The following is a 24,586-nucleotide window of genomic DNA, read 5'->3' on the forward strand; positions in this document are numbered from 1 at the left end:
ATATGTTAATTTTATGATCCACGATATACCCTCTCAGCTAAAACAGCAGCGCCGAGCAGATTTGGATTTATTCCCCTGTTTACAAGGTTTGAAGGACGAACATAATTAAAATGTCCCATCTCTGTTAATCTTCTTTTAAGAGTTGGTCCATAAAATGGAAGTGAAGCTAATACTCCTCCTGCTAAATAAATAGGGATGTTATCTTCAGCGCCATCAGCGTGAGCAGCAGTAAGTATTGCATGGGCAGCATCGGCAAAAATCTCTCCAAACAGAGCAAATGTCTTTAATGCTATTGAATCATGGGAACATGCTAAATTATAGATAACCCTTCCATCAATAACAATTCCATCTAAAGATAGTTCTAATTTTTGTTTTTCTCTTTTGAGATCTGGTTTTGCTCTAAAATCTTTAGAACTATAATATATCAGGGGCAATCCAGTGCCAGACACAAGTAATTCTGTTCGTAGAGTTTTTTCATCTTTTGAAGGGCCTCGTATTTCTTTACCTAATTCAGCAAGTTTTGCTTCTAGTTCATCAAAATCAAAGTTATGCTGTGTAAATCTTTTACGTAATTCATTTTTATAAAGTGGAACTGCATAGCCAGGCTCATTGGTAAAATGTAAGCTTTCATCTTTTTTATCCCAATCTATTGTTGGATACATTACTTCTCCATTCTGGTTTAACCATGCACCACCAAATCCTCCGCCTAAAACCCAATATAATAGTTCTGTTTGAGCGATAATCCATTCAGCTAGTCCACCACAATCAGCGTCATTCATGATACCACATGGAACACAAACTCTTTCTTGAACTACTTCTTTAAGATTCTGTCCATTCATGTAATCCGAATTTGCAGCTATGATGTATGATCCATCTTTTGCTAATATGCCATTTGTTGCAATTCCAATAGAAGCAATAGTTCTCCTTTTAGAAAGTGCTTTAATCTTACTAGCTAAGTTATCAGACAATGATTCAAAAGAAGGTTCAAATTCTTGCTTAATCAGTTCTTGATAATCTATTATTTTTTTTGCATGATCAAATAAAGCTAATTTTGCTCCTGATCCAGCACCCAAGTCAATTGCTACGAAGTATTTGTTTTTTCCCCCCATTACATGATGGAAAGTTTTGTTTTTTTTAAAGTTTATCTTTTGAAACAACCGAGATTCCATCCATTGTTTCAATGGTGGATAGGATATCGAGCGTTGTGTTCAAGAACCACACAATGGAAGTCCGTCGGAACTTCGTTCATGCCATCTGGTCTTTGACTGGTGATTCTTGACATTCAACGTTTTAGAAATTGATGCATATATTGTTTCATATCAACTCTTTGACCATTATTTTTGCGTGAGAATTCAGCAGCAAAGGCAAGCATATGGCTTTGCAATGACATTTCAGCTGTTGTTAGATTTGCATTTGGATTATTATTTCTGACTGCATCTGCAAAAGCCTTTACCAATACTCCATCTGCTCCGCCATGATCTTCCTTAGAACCACCCTCCCAGGTAGTTATTTTGTCATACTCTGATCTGTCGTAGTTACCTTTATCTATACTTCCTCCACCGAATTTTGTTACCTCAAAACGTCCCCTGTTGACATATCCGTATATTCTTCCCTTGGAGAAAAAAAGTTGAATTTCTCTTGAATGTTGATCCGTGTGGGCAGCTAAATAAAATTGTGCAGTTGCTCCGGAATCAAATTGTAACATAACTGTTTGAGAGTCGCATACATCATTATCCATAGTATAAACACATCTTCCATATGGCCCTTCTCGTAAAGCTTTTTGTCTTCCTTCTATGCTTTTATCAGTGGAAATAACAGAAGGAGGCCAAATGACCTTTGACGAATCTTGCTCCGTTAAATAAAATGCCTTAGCATCATAGGGACAATCAACTTTACAATCAAGACAGTTTTCCGCTGCTCCTTCTGGCCTATTCTCTGCTTTAAAGTGATGCAGTGCTCCATATGAACTCAGAGATGAAACTTTTCCACCAATCAGCCAGCAGAGCATGTCCAAATCATGGCAGCTTTTTGTCAAGATAACAGGTCCACTTGTTTCCTCTTTGTGCCAGTTGCCTCTGACATAACTATGGGCAAAATGCCAGTATCCAACATGTTCAGTAAGATTAATATGAAGTAGCTTTCCAAGATCACCTCTATCAATGATCTTCTTTATCTCTTTAAAAAATGGTGCATATCTTAAGACATGAGCAACAGATAATACTTTTCCTGCTTTCTTTTGTTCATCAACAATAGCACTACAGTCTTGTGGATTATTTGCTATTGGTTTTTCCAGTAATATATTATAACCTTTCCGTAATAAGCTTATTGTGGTATCATGATGAAATCTATCAGGAGTTGCGTTTATCGCGTTATCGCAGAATCTTGTTGAGTCTAAAAAATCATCTAAGGTTTTGAATAATCGTTCTGGTGGAATATTGTGTCTCTGTCCCATCTCTTCCAGTTTTGCAGTTTCAGGGTCAACAACACCAACCACTTTAATAGGGGATCCTTCTTCACTTGCATAAGCACCATAAGTATCTTTACCTCGGTCTCCTGCACCTATTATAACTACTTCTAACCTATCATTCTTATCGTTAGTCATGTAGAATAAAAGAATAGAATGTGGTTTATATGTTTTATTATTTAGTAAAAGACAATTAACTTTTTAACTTAATAACTATTCCACTTATCATGATATTACTTCAAAGAATTAATGATCAATATGAACAAACAGAAACTGCTTGTTTAGATGATTTAGTACTACCCCCTTTAGATCTTCTTGTTACTGGTGCACATCAGGATGATGAAGCATTTACCTTTTTTTATCAATTAGAGGGAATTAGGAAAGGTAAAAAAGTTGGTACTGTTATCGCCACAGATGGTGTAGGAATGAATGTTACTGATAGTGAAGTATCAATGACAAAAGATGAGATCAGAGCAATGAGAAATTCTGAATCAATTAAAGCAGCAAAAGAAGTTGGCATTGATTTTCTCCTGCTTTTAAATTGCCCAAGTTCTTATCTTAAAAATACAACAACATTTCATGAATTTAAGCGTGCTATGGAAATAGTTTTTAATAAAGTGCAACCAACAGAGATTCTCACACATTCTCCTTATGATGATCATTCTACACATCTTTTAGTTGCTGAAGCAGTTGTTACTGCAGCAAAGGCAACAGCATATAAAAATGTACGAGGATATCCTGTATGGGGTAGTTTACTTGGTAGAGAATTAGGATTTGAACCGCAAGAGCCATTATACATAACACCAAAGCTTATGCAAAGACAGGTTGCCATTTTCAGAGCTTGTTATCCATCACAAAACCTAGCAAATGACTATCCAACAGCATTAAAAGCGCGAGGCACTTTCCAAAGGATTATGCTTAATGCACATGAAGCAGCGCGAACACGAGGTTATATTGAATTTTTTGTTGATTATACACCTATTACATCAGGTATATTTAAAGCTGATTTTAAACTTTATGCTGCTCTTCTTGAACGATTATATTGGGTAGATAAACTCAGAGAACAAGAAGGAAAGCATAGATTAACTCGTGAAGAAAAAATTGCTTTGGCAAACTCTTTTTCTCTATAAAAAACAATATATCGCTCGGTTAGTTCTCCTCAATAATTTAGAAATGTCTAACAAGTTATAAAAAGATAACTTTTATAAATAAGTATAACCTATCTTACTTGTAGGTGAAAATCATGGACGTTTGTCTTAAAAATGTAGATGAAGAAGCTTGGCGTAAATTCAAAGCTCATGCTGCAGAAAACGGCATGAAATTAGGTGATTATTTTAAAGAAGTTGTGAATAAAGATACCAAGCCTTTGAAAAGTAATTGGCATCAAATCCTTTATGGACCAAAACCCTTAAAAGGACTTTTTACAAGCGAAGACTATAAAAAAATTAAAAAAGAAGTACGTGAAGGATTTAAATTAAGGTATTAATATGAGTCTTATTCTTGATACTAGTATTCTCATTGAACTTGAGTGCGGGAATCAGAAAATTATTAATCATGTAGCTGCCTTGAAAAAAAATGATAACGACCGATTTTTTATTACTATCTTCACCTATGCAGAATATTATTTTGGAGTTATGAAACGGAATTATAAACATAGAGCTGAGTGTCTTAATAAATTAGATCAGTATCTTCTGCTAAACACAAGTAAGATGACCGGTATACTTTTTTGTAAAATTATGTATGATCTTCAAGAAAAAGGAAAGCCTATCCCTCCATTCGATGTTATGATAGCTGCGTTAGCCATAGAATCAGATATGGAATTAGTAACCTTAGATAAAGATTTTCAGCAAATAACAAATCTTAAAAAAGTGATTTTAACAGTATAATGATGGCATAAACGCTTCTTTTTCTATTTTCTTAAATAAGAAATAATTTTATTTCCCCATAAATTCTCCTTCAAATATGATCTCATTCAAGGGTTTTCTGTCGGATGGTATTTCCCGTTCCTGTATCTCTTTAGGTAAATCTTCTTTTTTGCCTGGCTTGCCAACAGCAAACATCATTTCTACGTTGTAATCATCAGATAAATCAAACACTTTTTTTGCTTTATCATAATCAAATCCCTGCATACCATGGACTACTAAATTCATTAGGCTGCCTTCTAAGGCCAGATTCTCCCACGCAGCGCCAGTATCAAATGAATGAGTAATCGAAGGTTGTCCGTTATGCTCAAATGTTTTCCTTGAAATAACAACAACTAACACTGCAGCGTTCTTGCACCATTGTTGGTTAAACTCAACAAGTAAATCAAAAAATTTCTGCCAGTAATGAGTTCCTTTTTGAGCATAGACAAATCTCCATGGCTGATTATTATATGAGCTTGGCGCCCATCTTGCAGCTTCGAATAATCTCATTAATTCTGCATCAGTAATATGTTCCCCATTCATAGCTCGCGGTGACCATCTGTTGAGAAATAAAGGATCAACGTGATGCTCTTGTTTACGATGCTGTTTAACTTCAGATTTTAATTCCATAACTATTCACCTAGTTTATTTTTATTCTTTTTGGAGTTTCTCCCTTTTAACATCATCAACTAACTTCTTAGCCAAATTGTAGAGTCCAAATTTTGTAACGACAATAACACCATATTCATCTATAACATCCTTTGACAAATTATCGGCGCCAATATAATAAACTTTTGCTTCTGGATGTACTTGTTTAAGATGTCTAGTAGCGGGAATAAAGTATTGGTAATTATCTCTCGTTGAATCAAGTGGAAAACTACCATCAATGAGGTAATGATCTGCACGATATGTGCTAAGAAGCTCTAGAAATTCAGCATAATTCTTAGCTATCTGATACTTTATGTTAGTTTCACCATCAAAGATTCTACGTAGATTAGCAATCCATTCATAATCATCTTCTAATACAGTAATATCAAGTGTTTCGAGTGATTGATCCATTAAAACAAGCTATGCCACAATATTTATAAAGTTAATTAGTAAGAAAACGAATATCTTAAACATTGTTAAAAAAGGTGATATTATGAAACGTGCAAAAAACCACTCATCTATACTTCTAGCAATTGTTATCATGGTTGTATTGGTAGGACTGCTGTCAGCCCTTAGTGATGTGTTCAAGAATAATGTTTATGGTAGAGGAGCTTATTTCTCTGAAGATGCAGCTAAAATAGGCATAACTCCATTAACAGGAAATCTTGTTTTTGAAGGAGGACAAGTTATATTAACCGTTTCAACAACAGGCAAAGGTTATGTTTCTTCAAGCCCTTCTGGAATTATTTGTGGTGCAGCTTGCAGTGAAGCTTATTCACCAGGAACTGTAATGAGACTGACCGCAAAACCGCAAAGCGATCAATTTGTTAGTTGGGGAGGAGCATGTTCAGGAACTGAAATGACTTGTACCATCACGCTTGATGCTGATACCACTGTTATTGCTAATTTTGGTGGTCAATCTGAACCAAAACCAGCACCACCTTCTGAAACACCACTTTATCCAATTAGTGGAGATCCCATCCAAGAACCTGTTGCACCTATACAAACTCCTCCCTCAGAAAAATCACAACTGCATTGCTGTTTAGATCCTCGGTATAATGCAGAATATGCTTTGCAAAATCCTTGTCAATCAGGATTTATTGACAAAGGTGTTCAAAAGGATTGCAGCACTTTAGCGGCAAAGCTGAGAAAACCTATTGAAACACCTAAACCAATCCCACCAACACCACCAAGTACTGCACCTAAATATACTCTAACTGTAGAAAAACCAAGTACAGGACAGATTAAGAGTTCGGACGGAAAAATAAACTGTCCTAACCAATGCAGTGCTCAATATGGAAAAGATGAAAATGTTGTTTTGCAAAACACTTTTGTAATGGATGGAAATAAAAAGGTTAAATTTGATATTGTTCAGGAAAACCTGCAGCCACCATCACCACCACCTACACAACCTCAGCCACCTCAACCTCCACTAATACCTACACCTTCTCCTCCTCAAAAAGGTACCTTAACAAATCAGAATCTTGCAGGTTCGTGGCGGATTTATTCTCAAGCAATCTTTTATGATAAAGGTGGGAATAGTATTTCGCCTCCTTTATCAAGAAGATTTGAACTTAAGTCTGATGGAACATGGGAATGGGGTAATTCTAAAGGTACTTGGGAAATTAAGCTTATAGAACCAGAAGATTGGAAAAAGTGGAGTCTTCAATCCTATGGTCCAACAAGCAAAATAGTATTCAAGAATTGGGTTCCAGGATGGTCTGATGGTCCTATTGAAGAATCGCAAGGAAGCGTTGACTTTATGTGGCTAATTTTCCGCGGTCAAAGCACTAAGGGAGATGCGCCACCAGATTATGGTACTATTCAAATGAAATTAGGGCATTCTACAAGTTATGAAGCTCAAGGCGCCAGAGGTAGGAGATTTATTGAAGACGCAGGTTAAGTAGAATTAGTGAGGTCAATAATGGATGCTACTTTTAAAAGACTGGATATAACTATAATTTCATGGTTAAAATGCTACGGACCACGTTTTTTACGCTATGCTTTAGCCATTATCTTTATCTGGTTTGGATTATTAAAAGTGATTCATCTATCCCCAGCAGATGAATTAGTTACTCAAACAGTGTATTGGTTTGATCCAATATGGTTTGTCCCATTTCTTGGATGGTGGGAAGTTGTTATCGGACTTTGCCTTCTTTTCAAACCGTTGAACAGATTAGGATTGTTATTAATGGCTGTACAAATGGCAGGCACATTCTTGCCATTAATATTACTTCCAGAGATTGTTTACCAAAACAATAATCCTTTTGCTTTAACTATTCATGGGCAATATATTGTAAAAAATATTGTTCTTATCGGTGCTGCAATGATTGTAGGAAGTAAGGTGAAGGATAAGACTTGTTAGAGATGCGAGGATTCATCCCCGCATTACAATAATATAAATATAAATAATATACATCAGAACAAAACAAATACCCTGCCATCTTTCTAAGCGATGTTTTTCTCCCATAAACATGAATATAAACAACAACAACGTTGTTATTAAAAGCATGATTAAATCAAAGTTGACAAATGAAGGAACATTAATTGGCGCGATTAATGCAGTTATCCCAAGAATAAAGAATACATTAAATATATTGCTTCCTATAATGGTGCCGAGGGCAAGATCAGCATTTTTTTTAAACATTGCAACAATACTGGTTACTAATTCAGGCAAAGAAGTGCCAACAGCAATAATAGTTGCAGATATGAGAAACTCACTAATCCCAAGTACTTTGGCAATGGAAACTGCACTTTTTACTACTAATTCTCCGCCATACAATAATCCTGCAAAGCCAAGAATAATATAAGCTGTCATTTTTAAATTAGACAATATTTTAATGTCGCTGTTGTCTTTATTTCTTTCAAGCTTTGAAGAATAATACAAATAATAGAGGAATATTGAAAAGAATAGTAAAAAGATGATTCCATCTACTCTATGCAGAGTAAACAGTGGTTTACCTAAAATAAGATATTTGTTAGATAACACGAGAAGAACTAAACATGATAATATACCAAACGGAATTTCCCTCCAAGTTAACGTATGTTTTACACGGATTTCGGTAATTATGCTCGCGAGTCCTAACCCTATAAGAATATTAACAACATTACTTCCAATAATATTTCCTAATGCAATATCAGATGCTCCATTGAGAGCAGCAATAACATTAACAATAAGTTCAGGCGCAGAGGTGCCGAATGCTACAATTGTTAACCCAATGACTAAACTTGAAACACCAAACTTCTCTGCCAAAGCTGCAGATCCATCAACTAATAGATCAGCTCCTTTGACGAGAAATACAAAACCAATGATAAAAAGGAAATATTCAAGCATAGCTTCTTTTTAAATTAAGTATTTATAAAATTAATGAAATAACTGGGCCCAGCCAGATTTGAACTGGCGATCTTCTCGAATTTGAGTTAATAAAGAGATTAAAACCTTATTAATACGTCAACGAGATGTCATAGCCGCTAGACCATGAGCCCTTGTTCAGGTAAAAATAGGAAATGTTTTAAATATTTTATTATATCAAAAAGCATATGGAAGAAGATTACGATCTACAGAAATCTGGTGAAGTACAGAAGCCTGATCAAGATACCAAGGCTAAAATCAAGCTTGCTAATCAAAGAATTCAAGAAAAGCTGAACAAAGAAAGCATGAATAATGCAATTAAAGAAGGATCTGCGTTTTCAGTTATGAGCAGCTTTGGACAGAACTATGTTTCTGCATTTGCCATTGCTCTCCAAGCATCAAATACTCAATTATCATTGCTTAATTCATTGCCTGGGTTGCTTACAAACTCTTTTCAACACTTAGGGATAAAACTTGCAGAATACTTTCATAGCAGAAAAAAAATAATTGTCATAACGGTTTTTCTTCAAGCATTCACTTGGCTGCCCTTATTTGTACTTCCTTTAATCTTCAAAGAATATAGTTTTATGTTCTTGATAACGTTTCTTATTCTTTTTAATCTTCTTGGAGCATTGCATCAATCTATTTGGAGCAGTATGATGACTGATATTGTTTCAAGTGATTTTCGCGGCAGATATTTTGGATTGAGAAATAAAGTGATTGGAGGCGTAGCATTTGTTGCTGAGATTATCGGAGGTATTATTTTATTTATATTTGAAGATATCAATGTATGGATAGGGTTTGGCATTTTGTTTACCGTAGCATGCATAGCAAGGCTTTTTTCATACTATTACATGAAAAAAATTATTGAACCAACATTTGCTCCTGAAGAACAAAAGCATTTTACGGTCAGGCAATTTATTAAAAGCTTAAAGGAAACTAATTACGGGAAATTTGTCGTTGCTACTTCTTTTCTGAGATTTACCGTAAACATAGCTTCTCCTTTTTTCTCAGCGTTTATTTTGAGAGATTTAGGATTTTCTTACCTTCAATATACCCTTATTACCGCAGCGTCAACTATAGCTTCGTTCATGTCGATGCATTATTGGGGAAAATATAGTGATAAATATGGCCATAAACGGATTGCAGGAATTACAAGCTGGTTGATTCCGTTGATACCATTAGGATGGGCATTTACCTCAAATTGGTATCTGATTATTGGCATTCAGATTCTAAGCGGTATTTCATGGGCAGGATTCCAACTAGCAGAATCAAATTATATTTATGACTCCATCTCACCAAAAATCAGATCTCGAGGTGTTGCCTATGCTAATAGCATGCGAAATGGGATGGTATTTGTTGGTTCAATATTAGGCGGTTTCTTGGCAAATTACCTCCCTCCTCTCAGTTTTCAAGCTTCAAACCTGCAGTTAGTTTTCCTTATTTCTGCAGCGCTAAGGGTTATAGCGATTGTTATATACTTGCCTATGTTTAGAGAATTGCATCAAACATCTGATGGAAAAAAAGATCATGAATTATTCGTAGAATTGGTTGCAGTACGCCCAATCTCAGGACTTATTTTTAAAGCAGTGAGACACGTAGATAAAGTAACTAAATTGGTTAAAAAAACGAAAAGTGATGATGATAGTGGAATAAAAATAAAAGATAATGTAACTATCAAACTAAAAGACAACCCTCCTTTAAATCCTGCGCTAAAGATTTATAAATAATAACTTCCAAAAAACAATATGCCTCAATCCTCACTTACCCTTATTGTTATTGTCCTAACAGTTTCTTTAATTATGTCTGAACTTTTTTATCGCTTGAAATATCCGCGTGTTATAGGGCAGTTAGTAACAGGGATATTATTTTCATTTCCCTTGTTCAAAGCTTTTTTAACGCAGGATTTCCTTTTAGACATCAAATTTCTGTCAGATATGGGAATTGTGTTTTTGCTCCTTCTTGCTGGGATGGAAATTGACTTAAAAAAATTCAAAAAATCAGAAAAAGATTCAGTAATCATAGCTGTTTCTTGCGCGTTATTGCCTTTTCTTCTTGGCGTTGTTCTCATGAAACTATTAGGATTCTCAAATATTATCGCTGTTGTTGTCGGAGCATCGCTTGCATTAACTGCAGAAGGCACAAAATTAATTGTCCTGCTGGAGATGAAAGCATTGCGTACAAGAGTTGGAACTATTATGGTTGAAGCAGGAATCCTTGATGATATTTTTGAAATTGGTTTCCTTGCCTTAGTATTGTTGTTAGCAAATGGCACTGCTCAGGAGGTAAGTGTTTTTCCTTTAAAGCTGATATTTTTTATAGTTATAGTAGTAGCCACGTACCTTTACCTTCCTAAGCTCTTGCGCTTAATTCATAAAGAACATAACCCTGTTGCGGTATTTTCAACGGTATTGGTTATTGGATTAATTATTGCCTTGGTTTCAGAACAATTTGGTTTAGGTCCTATTATAGGTGCATTTATTGCAGGAATTATCATCCAAATTGCAGATAAAGATAAAAAAGAAGAGCACACCATTGTTAATGAATTAAAAATACTTACCTTTGCGTTAGTAATTCCATTCTTCTTCTTAAATATAGGGTTGCATTTTGATTATACAGCAATTCTTCAAAATAGCTGGTTTGTTATCTTAGTTATTCTTGTTGCCACTATCGGAAAAGTGCTTGGCGCCATGGCAGTTACACCATTGACTGATCTTTCTTTAAAGCAAACACATCTTATTGGTTGGGGAATGAATTCCCGCGGCGCAGTGGAATTAATTATTGCAGAAATTGCCCGTTCGAGCGGCATTATTTCTATAAAGATTTATTCTGCCATTGTTGCCATGACCATATTTACCACACTGATATTCCCTATTATATTAAAGAAAACTGTTCAGCAAAATAGGAATATTTTAAAGTAGTAGTAGGCTCTGTCCCAAATCTCGGCTAACGCCTCGGTTTTGGTGCCGTGATTATCCCACTTGTTGATAAGAACGAAAAAATTCCCATTGGAATTCCCTTTTTTCTCGATTATTTATTTGTAGGATAATCACAAGCATGGCACCAAAAACTACATTTGGGACAGAGCCGTAGTAGTACAAACTTTTATAAATTATATCCTATTCGATTACATAATGACTTTAATGCCAAAACATATTGCTATTATTATGGATGGCAATCGAAGATATGCTAAGAAGAATAAACTTTTATTACTTGAAGGCCATCGTAAAGGCGCTGAAAAACTGAAAGAAGTTCTTGCATGGTGCAAGGAATACAACATCAAAGAGCTAACTTTGTACACTTTTTCTATACAAAACTTTTCAAGAATAAAAGACGAAGTAGATTACTTAATGAATTTGTTTAGAGAATATTTTGATGCGTTTTTCAAAGATAAAATCTTTGATGAAGATAAAATTAAAGTAAATATTATCGGAAGAAAGCAATTATTTCCAAGCGACATCCAGGAAAAAATGAATCAAGTGGAAGAGAAAACAAAAAACTATTCTCAACATATTCTTAATTTTGCTATGGGTTATGGAAGTCGAGAGGAACTTGTTGATGCATTCCAAGCATTAGCGAAAAAGGTTGAAAACAAAACTCTTTCTTCAGAACAAATTACAGAAGAGACCATTAACCCTGCTTTATATCTTTCTCATGCACCTGATATTTTAATTCGCACTGGAGGAGAAAAACGGCTTTCTAATTTCTTATTATGGCAGTGCAGTTATACTGAACTCTTTTTTATTGACAGTTTCTGGCCGGAATTTTCAAAACAGGAATTTACTTCAATCATTAAGAAGTTCACAGAACGAGAAAGAAGATTCGGGAAATAAGTTTTTTATTTAATTGCTTTTTCAACAGCTTTTAAGAACGTATCATTTAATTTATGAATGGCTTTAAGTGAATCTTCAACTGCTTTAACTGGTGATTTTCCTTTAGTCTCAACCACTAAACGAGGAACATTGAGTAAAGGATGCTCAATATAGTATCCTCCTACTTTAACTTCTTTATCATCACGTAATTGATGCGCTAGAAGATTAAATAAGGTATGTGTTTCTGCACCAGGAAAATCAACAACAAGTTTGTGTTTGGTATTCTCTAATACTTTAACTTCCATAACTATACATTTTTGGGTTTATTTATAAATGTTATTATTACTATTAGAATTGCCATAATCAAGTGGTGAAAGTACTAGCTAAGGCTTTGCCATCTTCCAAAAGAAGTTGAAATACTGCATATACGCAAATGCTATCTGCTTGTTTTCAATCATAATCGCTTCAATATCATCATCTTCTACATGGATCATCAAAACATAAGCTTCATTAATATCAATAACAACAGGACTGGCATATTTATCAGGAACAAATCGTACTTCACCATTGCTAAACCCAACATCTGATCCTCGTTTGCCTTCATGATAAATCATTTTGTTAGGTATATTGTTTCCAACGATATACCTTCTGAATTTTTCAAAATGATGTTGTAAATATTTTCTTGTTGAACCAGTGCTGCCAAAGCAATAAATTGGTTTTTTGTTGGCAAAGAATTTTGTCAGAGCATTAATAACACCCTGCCTCCCTTTGTAATAGGTTACCGTCTGTTTTTCTTCAGCAGCATTATATTGTTTCATTAATTCAGGCAGATGCTTGTTGATAAGATCAAGCTTTTCCTGTTTTTTCTGAATAATATCCTGCAATGATTCGGGTGATGCTGCTTGAAATATATTTTTTTCTTTTCTTGTGACATTGCTTACTAATCCTTTTTCCCGCAATCGCTCCAAAGCATCGTAAATATTAACTCTATGGACGTCTACTTTCTTTGCCAGATCACTGACACTGCCAGAACCCAATTTTAATAATCCCAGATATACTTTTGCCTCATTAATGCTAAAACCAATCTCAAGCAATAATTGCGTGATTTCTTCTTTTGACAACATAACATTATTAGAATAATTGTTTTATTTAAAGTTTTGTATTGAAGTATACTACTACCATTTAGTAATATTTAAATACTAGTATTACTTTAATACCATTATGGCAATTAAAACTATTAAAGATGTTGATGAAGAAACGTGGTATAGATTGAGAAAGTTATCAATAAAAAATAGAACACCTATGGGGAAATTGATACATGCTATGGTTGACATTTATGAAAAGAAAACTGAAAATGTATGGGAAAATATCCTCAATGGTGAAAAACTCATCTCTGATAAAGAAGCTGATACTATGGAGAAGAAATTATTAAAAGTAAGAAAAGAATATGGTTTTAGAGTATGACACTTATACTGGATACATCAATACTTATTGATTTAGAAAGAAAAAGAAAATCAACATTAGAAAGATTATCTGAATTATGCAAGAATTATCCTGACACTCCAAAGATTGCGTTTATTACGTTATTTGAAATCCTTCTTGGATCAAAAGAGAAAAATAAAACAAATCAGCAGAAATGTTTAGAGTTTGTTAAACAATTCACCGTATTGCAGACATCAACAAAAACTGCCCCAATACTTGCTGAATTAAAATATAAATATGATCAAAAAGGGATTCCATTATCACTTTCTGATTCGCTTATTGCGGCATTAGCAATTGAGAATGGCTTAATTCTTGTTACTAAAGATAAAGATTTTAATAATATAACTGAGATAAGAAAGATTATATTAAATTAGTTTATGCAGCTTTTCTATATTGTTGCTCATACTGTTTTTCAATGCGGCCATAATTTGATTCAGGATGTTTACGTATCTTTTTAGATCCATCAACAACATCAAGCATCATCTCATTAATGACTTTATGCTGTCCTGAATCTCCAAAGTGTGTGGCGTCTTTATGATGAAGTATGTTATGTGTGTTTGCATGCTGATAAACAGTTTTTTTAGGAGGTACTAATCCAGATTTTTCTCCTGCAATGACATGAACTTCTGCATCTCCATAAGGCTGTGTGGCGTAAAGTTTGATAATATCTCTTCTTGCTTTAGGGCTTGTTACATCATCTTTATCCAGTTTTACACCAGCTGCTTTGGCAACATACTCTGCAGCTTTCTGATCAAGATTTGAAAGCTCCATACCAGAAGGACTTGGTTCGACAGCATAGAATTTTCCAATCCCATACTGCTTTCTTCGTGGATCCTGCGCTGCATAGATTGCAACATTGGCTCCTTCGCTATGACCCAGAAAATGATCTCTGTTCTCTCTTTGTTTTCCTGTTAATCCTGTTTTTTTGTATAACGTGTCAACTTGCTGATAAAATTTATCCCTATTTTGGTCTCGAGTTTCATGTTCATGGTTAAATTTAATAAGATGAGGGGCATAGCCTCTTTTTCGCGCTTGCCGCGCTAATTGTCTCATTGAGCCTCGATTCTGAAAATAACCATGTCCAAGATGCAGTATCTCTTTATTCGGATTTTTTTTTAAATCACGCTTAGTTCTCCAGTTTTCAACGCCGGATAAAACATTTCCAACTGTGTTTTCATACATATTTCTCGGAACATTTCTTGTTAAATTTCTAAATCTATTTTTCCATTTATCCCATCCTTTTATCTCTTCAGGCATTCTGTTGGTAATATCTTCCTCTTGTTTCTTAATTTGACCAACACGCCATCCAGTATATTTTGGCGACAATGCTCCACGAGCTTCAAGATTTCTCTTTCGAATTTCATAATCTGCTGCATCAGCTTGTCCTTCTTTATTTTCACCTGGATTTGCCATTGCTTCTTGGACAATTTTATCTAATTGTTCTTCAGCTTTTTTTCCAGATGAGTTTTTCTGAAATAATGATATAAGAAATAAAGAGAGAAAAGTAACTACGGTAAAGCTGATCATAGTGAATGTCACGTCCAAGATAAACACCTCTCAGGATATGTCTTTTTCTTCGAAAAATTTTATTATTATTATTATTATTATCGTAATTATTTCTGTACCTGCATTGCGCAGCATGCAATATGCTCTTCGATCATTTTTGCTGTTGCACTTCTCCCTAAAATACTCACTGGTTTCTGCAATCCGCTTAATATAGTGCCAATCATTTCACAGGTGCTTAATTGTATCAATAAGTGCACAACTATATTCGCAACCTGCAAATTAGGAAATACTAATACATTTGCCTCTCCTTTTAACGGTGATGTTGGACATTTTCTTGCAGCAGATTTTGGATTGACCGCAGCATCACCCTGCATTTCTCCGTCGACTAAAAACTTGTTCCTGCTTTTGACCAAGGCAACAGCATCTTTGACAAACTTAACTTCTGGCTTATCTGCTCCTCCACTGCCATAGGTTGAAAAGGAAAGCAAGGCAACTTTTGGTTCAAAGTCAAACATCTCAGCAATCTTTGCTCCATTTTCAGCAATAACAGCTAATTCTTCAACCGTTGGATTTGGATTTAAGCTGCAGTCAGTAATAAATAAAACACGATCATTTTTATTATCCTTCATAAAAGAAACTTCACTGACTAAAGCATCTTTTTTTCTGAGGATTCTCATAACTGGACTCATTAATGCAGCTGTTGAACAAATACAGGATCCTGCAACAGCGTCAGCATAGCCGCAGTAGGCATACATGCAGCCAAAATAATTTTCATCTTCCAAAAGCTGCGCAGCTTCTTCCAATGTCATGCCTTTATGCTGTCTTAATAGATACAGCTTTTGGATAAATTCTTTTTTAAGCGGAGAATGTTTATAATCGATAATCTCTGTTTTTCCAAGGTCAAAGCCTTTTTCTTTGGATTTTTTTTTAATTTGATCAGGAGTTCCTAATAATACTAATGAACAGACATTATTTTTAACTAAATTATGGGCAGCTTCAAGAACACGTTCATCCCATCCTTCGCAAACCACAATTTTGGCTTTTTTCTTTTTTGCCTTTGCAAACATTAAAGCAACAATGTCTTTCATGGAATCACCTAAGTATACATTTATCATGTCTCTTTTTTACTTGTAAAAGAACTTGCAAACCTTGTTTGTATTCTTCTATTGTTTCACTAGAGTCTATACCTTCTTTTGCAGCTTCTTCCATTATTTCACCAACAGTCAATCCTACTTTATTTGCAGCGTAATCTAATGAGCATTTTCCATCCTTGTACATATCTAAATATTTTTTTAGAAGATATTGTTTTCTTCCAAGCTGTATCAACTCTTTTAATGCTCTTGTTTTATCTACCTGTTCTTCATGAGCTGTTTTTTCCACCATCTCAACTATATCTTGTTCTAATCGTGCGCCTAAAAATATTACTTTAGTCATGCTGTAAATCCTCCTTTATTTTTTCAATCAGATAATGGTTAAACCATCCTTCTTTTTTTAAGACTGAAATGCTCCCCAATGCTTTTTTCAAGGTAATCTTTTTGCTTTTATAAAGGTGAGTGATAATTGAAAAACTGCTAAACATAGGTAAACTATAAAGTACAGCACATTTTCGAGCTTGTTTACTATCTGTTGCAAGAGCAAATTCTTTTTTATCAATTGCAACTGCTAAAATAGATGCTTCTCCATTATCCATGTTAAAGTCATATTTAAGTTTAACCATGATCCTTTTTTTATAATCGATAATAGTCACTTTTCCCTGGTGGTATAATTTTTCAAATAATAATGCATCATAGCGTTTTTTAACTTTACCCATCATTACTTCATCGTATATTGCTTGAGTAATATAAACATAGTAGTTTTCAACGAATGTCTCTAGTACTGTTGCTTTTGCTAATAAGATAATAGTGCATGAGTCAACTATGATTTGTTCCATTTAACATTATTTAATATTGTTAAATATTTAAATCTTTCTCTTAAATGCAGGATCTTAGTACACAATTCTTCTTAAAATATTGTTGTATATAACAATACTACAATTTATTAAATAATTCTCTCCCTTCCATAAGGATTGGTGATTATTATGGAACAAGCGTCATATGTTATGCATTATGAACAAAATAAGCCAACTCCACCACAAACCACACTATCTTATAGTACTATTTGGTGGGTTGTACTCATGGTGCTTATCATAGTATTGTGGTTGCATTGACATTCTTAAGTGCATAGTTGAATAACTCTCCTTAGTTGTATGTATATATACAACATCTATTTAAATACAGGTGATTGACTTTATCAATCAGGAGTAACTATGGGGCAAGCAACTGCAGTAAGAAAAGTTTGGACTATTTTTGATATACATAATACTAGTGTTGTTTATGTGCGTGCTTCTTATGTTCCTTGGTATACAGGCAAGGTTATTTCAAAAGGACAAATGATTGATCCCCATAATAGTCCAGGATTTAGGCTTGCATTAGGGAAATCTCAGTTAGCTGTTCAAGATCAATATCAAGAATGGGCAAAGATGCATAACAAAGAGATCGGTGACTTAACACCTGATGATGAATTAGAAGCAGAATCACATTTTGTTCTTTCTGGTTTAGAACAATTAACTGCGTTAGAAACTGGAAGAAGAGATAAAATTAATTTACATGCTGCCAATGCAACCTTTGTTGTTCCCATAGCTGGCGCCAAAGAAGTTTATCAGCATGCATTAGAAGATCGTGCAGTTGATGGAACTCGTCATCTTGGCTGCGTTGCAGTTATTTCTTCTTCAAAAACAGAACAATCTTCAGCAATAGTCAGATACTTGTTAGGTGATAGAGTATATGGAGAATTTGTTCAATCTGGAAGATTAATTGTTGTCAATGCAGTTCGTCCAAATAGAAACCTGATGCGAGATGGAACAACACTGACGCTTCCAGAATATCAACAACCACTTTCAAAATCAGATCCACAAACATGGTTAACAGCGTATGTCAATGCTGGGATTACAGCGCAAACACCAATAGTGAGGATTTATGAAGATAAACCTGCAAATCTTAAAGCAGCGATGCTTGCTGCACAACAACTAGGTCACCATCCAGAAACATATGCTTCAGTAGTTGAGAGAGTGAATCTTCAATCGTTATAATTAGAAAACTTCAACAACAATGATAATAACATGGAATACACTCAAGGCTCATTGGAAAAAAATAAAAGAAATATTAATAACATTCAGTGGTATCATCAGCGTTTTGATGGCTGTCCTTTTTTCCTCCATGTTATTTCAGAAGCAGAATCAACTAATGAACAGCGAAAACATGGTTGGATATTTCAGCATAAGGTATGCTTTTACCATAATGATCGGGCAGATTGGTATATCGACATGCTTTCTATCAATAAAATTGCCAAAGAAATGCTCGAAGAATTGCAGCAAAATCCTTATTTAAGCAAACAATTAATTGCAGCATGGTATGAAGATGACAACAAATTTTATGAGATTTGTAAGAGCATAGATCGCCTTGAGGTGAATATATTGTCAGACAAAGAATTGTTTGAGTTATTCAAAATATTCTGCCAGCAAACAATAAAGCGAGAAACCTCAAGTTCAATTATAGACGGTTTTGCACTAGGTTCAGATACTTTTGTTGCAGAGCAGATTCAAGATTTTCTTAAGATTAAAGGCAGAGAAAAAGAATTCACTAAACTCTTTCCTATCTTAACAGCGCCAACAAAACAATCTTTTATCAATGAAGCTGAAGTAAGCTTGTTAAAAATAGCATTTCTTAAAAAAGACCATCAACAATATGCTGATTGCCTTAAAGATCATCAAGAGCGCTATTTCTGGAGTAAAAATAATTATGTTCAAGCGCATTATTTAGATCAAGCTTATTTTGAAAAAGAGATTAACCATCTATTGAACGACCACAAGACAAAGGAAGATTTACAACAGCACATTGATAAGCTTGAAAGAACGCCAATAAAAAATAAAGAAGCAAAAACTAAATTAATTAAAGAACTACCGTTATCACCTTACATTATTAGTTTGCTTACCATATCAGATGACTTTACTTGGTGGCAGGATGAACGAAAAAAATCGACGTATTGGTATATTCATTATGGATGCAAGCTTTTGGAAGAGATTGCAAAGCGAAAAGGATTTACCCTTCATCAATTAAAGTATACAACTCCTCCAGAAATTTTATCAATGCTGGAAGGAAAAACGCATTACACACACGATCAACTTAATGCAAGAATTAAAGAATGCGCATATTATTGGAATCCAGATCAATTTGAATGTATTACTGATAAAAAACAACTTGAAGAATTAAAAAATATTATTCTTAAAAAACAAGATTACTCCAAAATTACCTCATTTAAAGGGCTCTGCGCTAATTCAGGAAAAGTTAACGGTATGGTTAAAATTGTTAAAAGCGCAACAGAAGTTCACAAAATTGAAAAAGGAGATATTCTTGTAGCAGTTATGACAAGACCAGATTATATTACTGGCATGAAAAAAGCAGCAGCCATTGTTACTAACGAGGGCGGAATTACCTGTCATGCAGCAATTGTCAGCAGGGAGATTAATATTCCCTGCATTATCGGCACAAAGATTGCAACTGAAGTGTTAAAAGATGGTATGATGATTGAAGTTGATGCGAATAATGGCATAGTTAAGATATTAAATTAATCACGATTGATATTATGAATATAAATATCCGAGAATTAGCTCATCAGAAATGGAGCATACAGGGATTTAATGCCTGCGCTAATTATATTTCTCTTGCAGGAATGTCCGGAATAGAGGACATGCATAAAGTATTAGGTTATGGGTATACACAGATTCTTCTTGCTTTTAAAAAAGATTATCTTGAATTCCACTATCTTGAAAAGGATTTTCAAGATATCGGCGCTGAATTCATGAAGCGCTATCGTCAAAATGAAAATTATTTTACTAGTCTTCTTGGCAAAGATAAGGAATTCAATGAACAATCATCAAAAGTATATCAAGAAATTAAACAACAGCTTTTGTTACATGATAGAAATACATCAAAATGGTCAAAAGAAGATATTATCAGACTGCATCATCAAGCTTTTGAAGCATACCATAATGCGTTATCAGTCGCTCATATTATTGAAGGCATTACCTATGTTTTGGAAAAAGAAATACTCAGCCTATTAATCAAAGAACTTCAACTTAATGATACAAAACACGCTGCAAAAATAATGAATGAATTAAGCCAGCCAATACGACCTTCATTTATTACCGAAGAACATATTGATCTCTTGAAAATTCTTAATATAATTGTTAATAATAATGAGATTCTCTCATTGTTTAAAACTAAAAAAACAGAAGAAATATTTGTTTTACTTCCTGAAACTTTGAAGAAAAAAATAGAGCAGCATGCAGAAACATATTTTTATTATCAGCTTAATTATTATCATGCTGAAAGTCTGAAGCCATTAGATTATGTTAAAGAATTACGGGAAATGATTTTACAAGAAACTGATCCACAACAACAAATTACGCAGGAAATACAGCGTTATAAAGAAAATATAACTCGGCGGGATCAAAAATTAAAAGAATTAAAACTAAGTCAAGAAGCAAAGCAACTTCTTGATCTTTCTGTTGAAATTCTTCATTGGCAGGATGACAGAAAAAAATTCATTCTTATTGGAGCTTATTATATGCATAAAACCCTTAAGCTCATTGCAGATACTTTTGCAATCCCCCTGGAATTGCTCAAACGTTTACATCCTCCAGAAATAACTCTTGAACTATTGCACCATTTTGATGAAGCAGCAATAAAAAAGCGTGTCGATCATTTCATCTTATTTCATTGGTATGATGATAACCATAAACAGATGAAAACAAAAGTATTTGATGAAACTGAATATAATTTTTTTATGGAGCAATGTCGCAAACAACATAACCAGATTGAAGATCTTCATGGTTTAAGCGCAAGTACCGGAAAAGCAATAGGAAAAGTAAGAATCTGTAAAACAAAAGAAGATATTGCGTTGTTTGAGCAAGGTGAAATTCTTGTAGCAAGTATGACAAGACCTGAATTTATTCCAGCAATGAAAAAAGCAGCAGCAATAGTAACTGATGAAGGAGGAATAACTTGTCATGCTGCAATTATCAGTCGTGAATTAAATATTCCCTGTGTTATCGGAACAAAAATTGCTACAAAAATTCTGAAAAATGGCATGATGGTTGAAGTCAGAGCAAATCACGGATTGGTTAAGATAATTTCATTAATCCTCTAAATTCTTGAATATAATTTCCATATTTTCAGATCCAGTTCCAATCAAATTCTCTTTAGCTAATATATCAAAAAATTCAAAATAACGTACTCCTGCAATTTCAGCTCCTTCTCGTATGGTGCATTTACCTTCTTTATAACAGGTAATTGCTTTTTCTCTGACTTTTATATTTTTCGATTTTTTCCACATAACATTTATATTTAATCTAAATTCTTCCTATTTTGATGATGGTTACTTGGAAATGGGAATTTCAGAGAAATATGGATATAATTAAACGATTAGGATTTGCTCCTTCTTTTGCAGAATTTACGGGAATATGTGCTTATACCAGCAGGAATGGCAATATCAATTTTTATTGGAATGTTGAAGGAGCTGATAAAAAATCACTTGCATTAGTTGAAGCCATTAAAGCAGACTCCTCTTTTACCGAAAACTGGGTGCATGACCTTAATAAAAAAGCAGAACAGTGGAAGAAATTCACTGAAACTATTTATTTAACAAATTTAACAAATCCAGCAAAACTTTCAGATACAGAACTCTTTACTTTTTATCAACAATTCCTTGATTTACATCCGCAAATTGCTTCATTTGCAGCATGGATTAGAATAATTATTCATCAAGGGGTTCTTACTTTTGAGAAAATACTGAAAGAAAAAATAAAAGATGAGGCTGAATATAAAAATGCATTAACGGTTTTGACTTCAACACCAAAACAAAGTTTTAATGGAGAAGAAGAGGAAGCTTTTTTAGAACTTGCATTTAACATTTTAAATAAAGAGCAGAATTTTGAAGAACTTAATGAACTCTCTCAACCATCATTAGCTCTTCTCACAAAACATCGGAATAATTATTGCTGGATTCCATGCGGTTATTATGATGAACCAGCGCATGATTTAGATTATTATTTTCATCGATTGCTCCGTGTGAAGAAAGATCGAGTGCATTCACGACAAGCGTTAAGCACCTTGCAGGAACTATCTGAGCTTATTGAACAAAAACAATATGTCCTTTTGCAGAATCTTAAACTCAGCAAAGAAGCTCTGCGTTTAATGGAATGCCTCCAGGAATGTGTTTATTACAAAGATTATGTTCGAGGAGTTCTCAATAAAGGCTATTATCTTTGCTATCCTTTGTTTGAAGAATTAGGGAAACGCGTGAAGCTAAGCATGCTTGATGTCAAATTTTTGCTTGAGGAAGAATATGAACAAGCATTGTTTTCCAAAACAGATTTTACCGCCTTGATAAGCAAGCGAAAAAAGTTCCATATAATGGTTGTTGAAAAGGGAAAACCAATTAAGCTGATGTATGGGAAAGAAGCAGAACAATTAGTTCAGGAAATTGAAGGCAAGCTTGATGACGTTAAAGAAATCAAAGGCATGTCTGCAAGTCCAGGCTACGCTAAAGCGAGAGTAAGAATTTTGAAAAATCCAGCAGACATACAGAATGAAACTCATGATTTTATCCTCGTTGCCAGCATGACAACACCTGAATTTATTGTAGCCATGCAAAAAGCATTGGCTATTGTAACTGATGAAGGCGGTATAACCTGCCATGCAGCGATAGTTGCCCGGGAGATGAACAAACCTTGTGTTATAGGCACTAAATTAGCCAGTAAAGTTCTTAAGGATGGTATGATTGTAGAAGTTGATGCTGATAGAGGGATTATCAAGATAGTTTCTTAGAACGTACAGTTAATCTAAAATTATTTAAATCCATTCATAATTAGTATGGTATGGAATTAATTATCATTATTCTTGCACTAGCTGCGTTAGCAATCGGCTCGTATACTGATATTAAATCTCGAGAAGTGCCTGATGTAATCAATTATGGTCTTGTTTTTCTCGGTGTTGGATTAGGAATAGTTTTTTCAATTATTAGCAAAGATTGGCATATTCTTCTCAATAGTTTACTTGGTTTCTTGATTATGTTTATTTTTGGAGCAGTTATGTTTTATACAGGACAATGGGGCGGCGGAGATGCTAAGATGCTGATGGGCATTGGAGCATTGGTTGGATTAGAAGCATCCATTAAAACATGGTTAACTAACATCCCTTTTCTTTTTTTTTTCATAGGATTAGTACTGATTGTTGGGGGAGGTTATGGATTAATCTGGGGTATAGTAATAGGAATCCAGCATAAGAAACAATTTCTTGAAGAAGTAAAGAAGCGTTTGTATCAATCAACTATTAAAAGAACAAAGGTAATTTTAGTTATCGCAAGCCTGCTCTTGATTGGCTATTCCTTTACCTTAACGTTCTATTTACGCCTGCTTGTTTTAATCTTAGTTCTTTTATTATTAGTATCATTTTATTTAATTATATTTATTAAAATCATCGAAGAACTTGGCATGGTTAAAGAAATCCCTCTTTCTCAACTTACCGAAGGGGATTGGATTAATAAAGAAATTAAAGTTAAGGGAAAATATATTGCAGGACCTAAAGATTTAGGAGTGAGCAAAGAACAAATAGCTTTACTTAAGAAACTAAATATAAAAAAAGTAGAAGTGAAATATGGTATGCCTTTTGTACCTGCATTTTTAGTGGCATTTATTATTGCGTTGATCTAATATGCTTTATTTTAACAGCATATTTATAAGCAATGTACAAGGGTTCTGGCAATTTATGACCTTGTAAATATTGTTTTGTTAATTCTACAGCAGTTTTTAAGCTGATTTTATTGCCTTGTGAAACATACAAGGGTTTTGCTTTTTCTTTCGTTGGGATGATTTTTGCAACGACTTCTTTATGCACAACAACAGTATCTCCTGTTTTTTGACCAAAAAGTTGTTTTGAGGAAACACCAATGGTTGGAGTGTCAGTTAATAAGCCGATATAACTAGCAGTACCCATTTTCCGAGGATGCAATATTCCTGTGCCTTCTATAAAGAAAAAATCCGGTTTTTTTGTTACTTTTTCATATGCCATCATCACGGTTGGTCCTTCCCTAAAACAAATAAATTCAGGAGAATGCTTGAAAGCTGCTTCTTGTGAAGCTGAAACTCTCTCAATAACTACTTTTTTTGCTGCATCGTAAATGACAATGGCAGTGATGATCATTTCACCACTATACATTGTTGCTATTGCACCAATAAGAGAGCTGCATTCGATATTATCAACTAAGAGCAACTTCTCTGCAAGTTTATCCTGCTCATTTCGCAATTTTTCTAGATTCATGG

At 34.2% G+C, this 24,586-nt stretch carries 28 protein-coding genes and 1 tRNA gene; 15 read left to right on the top strand and 14 right to left on the bottom strand.

Features of this window, described 5'->3' with window-relative positions; genetic code table 11:
- Window positions 1–11: 11 nt before the first annotated feature.
- Together HYY69_04425 and HYY69_04430 are read right to left on the bottom strand one after the other, a co-directional pair.
- A complete protein-coding gene (locus tag HYY69_04425; protein ID MBI3032695.1) occupies window positions 12–1,109 on the bottom strand; it encodes an ROK family protein in 1,098 nt (365 codons plus the stop codon).
- Between the two features lie 173 nt (window positions 1,110–1,282).
- Window positions 1,283–2,602: a Gfo/Idh/MocA family oxidoreductase gene (locus HYY69_04430; GenBank protein ID MBI3032696.1), complete on the bottom strand. Its 1,320-nt coding sequence runs from the start codon at window positions 2,600–2,602 to the stop codon at window positions 1,283–1,285.
- Between the two features lie 89 nt (window positions 2,603–2,691).
- On the opposite strand from HYY69_04430, the gene HYY69_04435 reads away from it, so the two are divergent.
- From HYY69_04435 to HYY69_04445, 3 genes are all read left to right on the top strand, one after another.
- On the top strand, window positions 2,692–3,594 hold the full coding sequence (locus HYY69_04435) for a PIG-L family deacetylase (GenBank protein MBI3032697.1): 903 nt from the start codon (window positions 2,692–2,694) through the stop codon (window positions 3,592–3,594).
- 113 nt (window positions 3,595–3,707) lie between these two features.
- Window positions 3,708–3,950: a hypothetical protein gene (locus HYY69_04440; protein ID MBI3032698.1), complete on the top strand. Its 243-nt coding sequence runs from the start codon at window positions 3,708–3,710 to the stop codon at window positions 3,948–3,950.
- Between the two features lies 1 nt (window position 3,951).
- Entirely contained in the window at window positions 3,952–4,350 is a 399-nt protein-coding gene (locus HYY69_04445) for a PIN domain-containing protein (GenBank protein ID MBI3032699.1), read from the top strand.
- A gap of 48 nt (window positions 4,351–4,398) precedes the next feature.
- Here the strand turns inward: HYY69_04445 and HYY69_04450 are convergent, their stop codons facing one another.
- Window positions 4,399–4,998, bottom strand: a complete 600-nt coding sequence (locus tag HYY69_04450; GenBank protein MBI3032700.1) for a nitroreductase family protein — start codon at window positions 4,996–4,998, stop codon at window positions 4,399–4,401.
- A gap of 21 nt (window positions 4,999–5,019) precedes the next feature.
- Window positions 5,020–5,427: a hypothetical protein gene (locus tag HYY69_04455; protein ID MBI3032701.1), complete on the bottom strand. Its 408-nt coding sequence runs from the start codon at window positions 5,425–5,427 to the stop codon at window positions 5,020–5,022.
- Between the two features lie 82 nt (window positions 5,428–5,509).
- Between HYY69_04455 and HYY69_04460 the strand changes: the two genes are divergently transcribed.
- A complete protein-coding gene (locus HYY69_04460; protein ID MBI3032702.1) occupies window positions 5,510–6,919 on the top strand; it encodes a hypothetical protein in 1,410 nt (469 codons plus the stop codon).
- A 21-nt stretch (window positions 6,920–6,940) separates the two neighbouring features.
- On the top strand, window positions 6,941–7,381 hold the full coding sequence (locus HYY69_04465) for a hypothetical protein (GenBank protein ID MBI3032703.1): 441 nt from the start codon (window positions 6,941–6,943) through the stop codon (window positions 7,379–7,381).
- A 12-nt stretch (window positions 7,382–7,393) separates the two neighbouring features.
- On the opposite strand, the gene HYY69_04470 is transcribed toward HYY69_04465, so the two are convergent.
- Together HYY69_04470 and HYY69_04475 are read right to left on the bottom strand one after the other, a co-directional pair.
- A complete protein-coding gene (locus HYY69_04470; GenBank protein ID MBI3032704.1) occupies window positions 7,394–8,350 on the bottom strand; it encodes a calcium/sodium antiporter in 957 nt (318 codons plus the stop codon).
- A gap of 43 nt (window positions 8,351–8,393) precedes the next feature.
- Window positions 8,394–8,502, bottom strand: a tRNA-Val gene (locus HYY69_04475).
- Window positions 8,503–8,556: 54 nt separating this feature from the next.
- On the opposite strand from HYY69_04475, the gene HYY69_04480 reads away from it, so the two are divergent.
- From HYY69_04480 to uppS, 3 genes are all read left to right on the top strand, one after another.
- The gene (locus HYY69_04480) at window positions 8,557–10,098 is read left to right on the top strand and encodes an MFS transporter (GenBank protein MBI3032705.1); all 1,542 of its coding nucleotides are present in this window, start codon (window positions 8,557–8,559) and stop codon (window positions 10,096–10,098) included.
- An 18-nt stretch (window positions 10,099–10,116) separates the two neighbouring features.
- On the top strand, window positions 10,117–11,289 hold the full coding sequence (locus tag HYY69_04485; protein ID MBI3032706.1) for a cation:proton antiporter: 1,173 nt from the start codon (window positions 10,117–10,119) through the stop codon (window positions 11,287–11,289).
- Between the two features lie 213 nt (window positions 11,290–11,502).
- A complete protein-coding gene (gene uppS, locus HYY69_04490) occupies window positions 11,503–12,201 on the top strand; it encodes a di-trans,poly-cis-decaprenylcistransferase (GenBank protein ID MBI3032707.1) in 699 nt (232 codons plus the stop codon).
- Window positions 12,202–12,206: 5 nt separating this feature from the next.
- Here uppS and HYY69_04495 read toward each other — a convergent pair whose 3' ends face one another.
- Window positions 12,207–12,485, bottom strand: coding sequence for a DNA-directed RNA polymerase subunit L (locus HYY69_04495; protein MBI3032708.1), 279 nt, complete (start codon window positions 12,483–12,485; stop codon window positions 12,207–12,209).
- A 78-nt stretch (window positions 12,486–12,563) separates the two neighbouring features.
- Window positions 12,564–13,304: a TrmB family transcriptional regulator gene (locus tag HYY69_04500; protein ID MBI3032709.1), complete on the bottom strand. Its 741-nt coding sequence runs from the start codon at window positions 13,302–13,304 to the stop codon at window positions 12,564–12,566.
- Window positions 13,305–13,401: 97 nt separating this feature from the next.
- Between HYY69_04500 and HYY69_04505 the strand changes: the two genes are divergently transcribed.
- Both HYY69_04505 and HYY69_04510 read left to right on the top strand, forming a co-directional pair.
- Window positions 13,402–13,644, top strand: coding sequence for a hypothetical protein (locus tag HYY69_04505; GenBank protein MBI3032710.1), 243 nt, complete (start codon window positions 13,402–13,404; stop codon window positions 13,642–13,644).
- The gene (locus HYY69_04510) at window positions 13,641–14,036 is read left to right on the top strand and encodes a type II toxin-antitoxin system VapC family toxin (protein ID MBI3032711.1); all 396 of its coding nucleotides are present in this window, start codon (window positions 13,641–13,643) and stop codon (window positions 14,034–14,036) included. Before HYY69_04505 ends, HYY69_04510 begins: the two co-directional genes overlap by 4 nt.
- A 1-nt stretch (window position 14,037) precedes the next feature.
- Here HYY69_04510 and HYY69_04515 read toward each other — a convergent pair whose 3' ends face one another.
- The 4 genes from HYY69_04515 to HYY69_04530 form a co-directional block, all read right to left on the bottom strand.
- Window positions 14,038–15,207, bottom strand: coding sequence for a hypothetical protein (locus tag HYY69_04515; GenBank protein ID MBI3032712.1), 1,170 nt, complete (start codon window positions 15,205–15,207; stop codon window positions 14,038–14,040).
- Window positions 15,208–15,275: 68 nt separating this feature from the next.
- The gene (locus tag HYY69_04520; protein MBI3032713.1) at window positions 15,276–16,256 is read right to left on the bottom strand and encodes a hypothetical protein; all 981 of its coding nucleotides are present in this window, start codon (window positions 16,254–16,256) and stop codon (window positions 15,276–15,278) included.
- 4 nt (window positions 16,257–16,260) lie between these two features.
- The gene (locus HYY69_04525; protein ID MBI3032714.1) at window positions 16,261–16,602 is read right to left on the bottom strand and encodes a hypothetical protein; all 342 of its coding nucleotides are present in this window, start codon (window positions 16,600–16,602) and stop codon (window positions 16,261–16,263) included.
- A complete protein-coding gene (locus tag HYY69_04530) occupies window positions 16,595–17,098 on the bottom strand; it encodes a hypothetical protein (GenBank protein MBI3032715.1) in 504 nt (167 codons plus the stop codon). Before HYY69_04530 ends, HYY69_04525 begins: the two co-directional genes overlap by 8 nt.
- 375 nt (window positions 17,099–17,473) lie before the next feature.
- Here HYY69_04530 and HYY69_04535 point away from each other — a divergent pair, with 375 nt between their 5' ends.
- The 3 genes from HYY69_04535 to HYY69_04545 all read left to right on the top strand — a co-directional run bounded on the left by HYY69_04535 (window position 17,474) and on the right by HYY69_04545 (window position 21,414).
- Entirely contained in the window at window positions 17,474–18,295 is an 822-nt protein-coding gene (locus tag HYY69_04535; GenBank protein ID MBI3032716.1) for a hypothetical protein, read from the top strand.
- A 234-nt stretch (window positions 18,296–18,529) separates the two neighbouring features.
- On the top strand, window positions 18,530–19,834 hold the full coding sequence (locus HYY69_04540) for a hypothetical protein (protein ID MBI3032717.1): 1,305 nt from the start codon (window positions 18,530–18,532) through the stop codon (window positions 19,832–19,834).
- Between the two features lie 536 nt (window positions 19,835–20,370).
- Window positions 20,371–21,414: a hypothetical protein gene (locus tag HYY69_04545; protein MBI3032718.1), complete on the top strand. Its 1,044-nt coding sequence runs from the start codon at window positions 20,371–20,373 to the stop codon at window positions 21,412–21,414.
- Here the strand turns inward: HYY69_04545 and HYY69_04550 are convergent.
- Window positions 21,403–21,600, bottom strand: a complete 198-nt coding sequence (locus HYY69_04550; protein ID MBI3032719.1) for a hypothetical protein — start codon at window positions 21,598–21,600, stop codon at window positions 21,403–21,405. The genes HYY69_04545 and HYY69_04550 overlap by 12 nt on opposite strands.
- A 35-nt stretch (window positions 21,601–21,635) precedes the next feature.
- Between HYY69_04550 and HYY69_04555 the strand changes: the two genes are divergently transcribed.
- Together HYY69_04555 and HYY69_04560 are read left to right on the top strand one after the other, a co-directional pair.
- Window positions 21,636–23,093, top strand: coding sequence for a hypothetical protein (locus tag HYY69_04555; protein MBI3032720.1), 1,458 nt, complete (start codon window positions 21,636–21,638; stop codon window positions 23,091–23,093).
- A 50-nt stretch (window positions 23,094–23,143) separates the two neighbouring features.
- Window positions 23,144–23,977 carry a prepilin peptidase gene (locus HYY69_04560; GenBank protein MBI3032721.1) on the top strand — a complete coding sequence of 278 codons (834 nt, stop codon included), beginning with the start codon at window positions 23,144–23,146 and terminating at the stop codon, window positions 23,975–23,977.
- Here the strand turns inward: HYY69_04560 and HYY69_04565 are convergent.
- The gene (locus tag HYY69_04565; GenBank protein MBI3032722.1) at window positions 23,961–24,584 is read right to left on the bottom strand and encodes an endonuclease V; all 624 of its coding nucleotides are present in this window, start codon (window positions 24,582–24,584) and stop codon (window positions 23,961–23,963) included. The genes HYY69_04560 and HYY69_04565 overlap by 17 nt on opposite strands.
- Window positions 24,585–24,586: the final 2 nt, after the last annotated feature.

The sequence above is a fragment of the Candidatus Woesearchaeota archaeon genome, from assembly GCA_016192995.1.
Taxonomy (GTDB): domain Archaea; phylum Nanobdellota; class Nanobdellia; order Woesearchaeales; family DSVV01; genus JACPTB01.

What these genes read in the sequence shown, in the direction of transcription:
- HYY69_04485 (MBI3032706.1), top strand. Translation starts at nt 10,117, where the DNA reads ATGCCTCAATCCTCACTTACCCTTATTGTTATTGTCCTAACAGTTTCT.
- HYY69_04530 (MBI3032715.1), bottom strand. Translation starts at nt 17,098, where the DNA reads ATGGAACAAATCATAGTTGACTCATGCACTATTATCTTATTAGCAAAA.
- HYY69_04425 (MBI3032695.1), bottom strand. Translation starts at nt 1,109, where the DNA reads ATGGGGGGAAAAAACAAATACTTCGTAGCAATTGACTTGGGTGCTGGA.
- HYY69_04460 (MBI3032702.1), top strand. Translation starts at nt 5,510, where the DNA reads ATGAAACGTGCAAAAAACCACTCATCTATACTTCTAGCAATTGTTATC.
- HYY69_04510 (MBI3032711.1), top strand. Translation starts at nt 13,641, where the DNA reads ATGACACTTATACTGGATACATCAATACTTATTGATTTAGAAAGAAAA.
- HYY69_04480 (MBI3032705.1), top strand. Translation starts at nt 8,557, where the DNA reads ATGGAAGAAGATTACGATCTACAGAAATCTGGTGAAGTACAGAAGCCT.
- HYY69_04555 (MBI3032720.1), top strand. Translation starts at nt 21,636, where the DNA reads ATGATGGTTACTTGGAAATGGGAATTTCAGAGAAATATGGATATAATT.
- HYY69_04550 (MBI3032719.1), bottom strand. Translation starts at nt 21,600, where the DNA reads ATGTGGAAAAAATCGAAAAATATAAAAGTCAGAGAAAAAGCAATTACC.
- uppS (MBI3032707.1), top strand. Translation starts at nt 11,503, where the DNA reads ATGACTTTAATGCCAAAACATATTGCTATTATTATGGATGGCAATCGA.
- HYY69_04450 (MBI3032700.1), bottom strand. Translation starts at nt 4,998, where the DNA reads ATGGAATTAAAATCTGAAGTTAAACAGCATCGTAAACAAGAGCATCAC.
- HYY69_04500 (MBI3032709.1), bottom strand. Translation starts at nt 13,304, where the DNA reads ATGTTGTCAAAAGAAGAAATCACGCAATTATTGCTTGAGATTGGTTTT.
- HYY69_04470 (MBI3032704.1), bottom strand. Translation starts at nt 8,350, where the DNA reads ATGCTTGAATATTTCCTTTTTATCATTGGTTTTGTATTTCTCGTCAAA.
- HYY69_04465 (MBI3032703.1), top strand. Translation starts at nt 6,941, where the DNA reads ATGGATGCTACTTTTAAAAGACTGGATATAACTATAATTTCATGGTTA.
- HYY69_04435 (MBI3032697.1), top strand. Translation starts at nt 2,692, where the DNA reads ATGATATTACTTCAAAGAATTAATGATCAATATGAACAAACAGAAACT.
- HYY69_04495 (MBI3032708.1), bottom strand. Translation starts at nt 12,485, where the DNA reads ATGGAAGTTAAAGTATTAGAGAATACCAAACACAAACTTGTTGTTGAT.
- HYY69_04540 (MBI3032717.1), top strand. Translation starts at nt 18,530, where the DNA reads ATGCTTTCTATCAATAAAATTGCCAAAGAAATGCTCGAAGAATTGCAG.
- HYY69_04535 (MBI3032716.1), top strand. Translation starts at nt 17,474, where the DNA reads ATGGGGCAAGCAACTGCAGTAAGAAAAGTTTGGACTATTTTTGATATA.
- HYY69_04525 (MBI3032714.1), bottom strand. Translation starts at nt 16,602, where the DNA reads ATGACTAAAGTAATATTTTTAGGCGCACGATTAGAACAAGATATAGTT.
- HYY69_04560 (MBI3032721.1), top strand. Translation starts at nt 23,144, where the DNA reads ATGGAATTAATTATCATTATTCTTGCACTAGCTGCGTTAGCAATCGGC.
- HYY69_04520 (MBI3032713.1), bottom strand. Translation starts at nt 16,256, where the DNA reads ATGAAAGACATTGTTGCTTTAATGTTTGCAAAGGCAAAAAAGAAAAAA.
- HYY69_04505 (MBI3032710.1), top strand. Translation starts at nt 13,402, where the DNA reads ATGGCAATTAAAACTATTAAAGATGTTGATGAAGAAACGTGGTATAGA.
- HYY69_04545 (MBI3032718.1), top strand. Translation starts at nt 20,371, where the DNA reads ATGAATGAATTAAGCCAGCCAATACGACCTTCATTTATTACCGAAGAA.
- HYY69_04430 (MBI3032696.1), bottom strand. Translation starts at nt 2,602, where the DNA reads ATGACTAACGATAAGAATGATAGGTTAGAAGTAGTTATAATAGGTGCA.
- HYY69_04445 (MBI3032699.1), top strand. Translation starts at nt 3,952, where the DNA reads ATGAGTCTTATTCTTGATACTAGTATTCTCATTGAACTTGAGTGCGGG.
- HYY69_04455 (MBI3032701.1), bottom strand. Translation starts at nt 5,427, where the DNA reads ATGGATCAATCACTCGAAACACTTGATATTACTGTATTAGAAGATGAT.
- HYY69_04440 (MBI3032698.1), top strand. Translation starts at nt 3,708, where the DNA reads ATGGACGTTTGTCTTAAAAATGTAGATGAAGAAGCTTGGCGTAAATTC.
- HYY69_04565 (MBI3032722.1), bottom strand. Translation starts at nt 24,584, where the DNA reads ATGAATCTAGAAAAATTGCGAAATGAGCAGGATAAACTTGCAGAGAAG.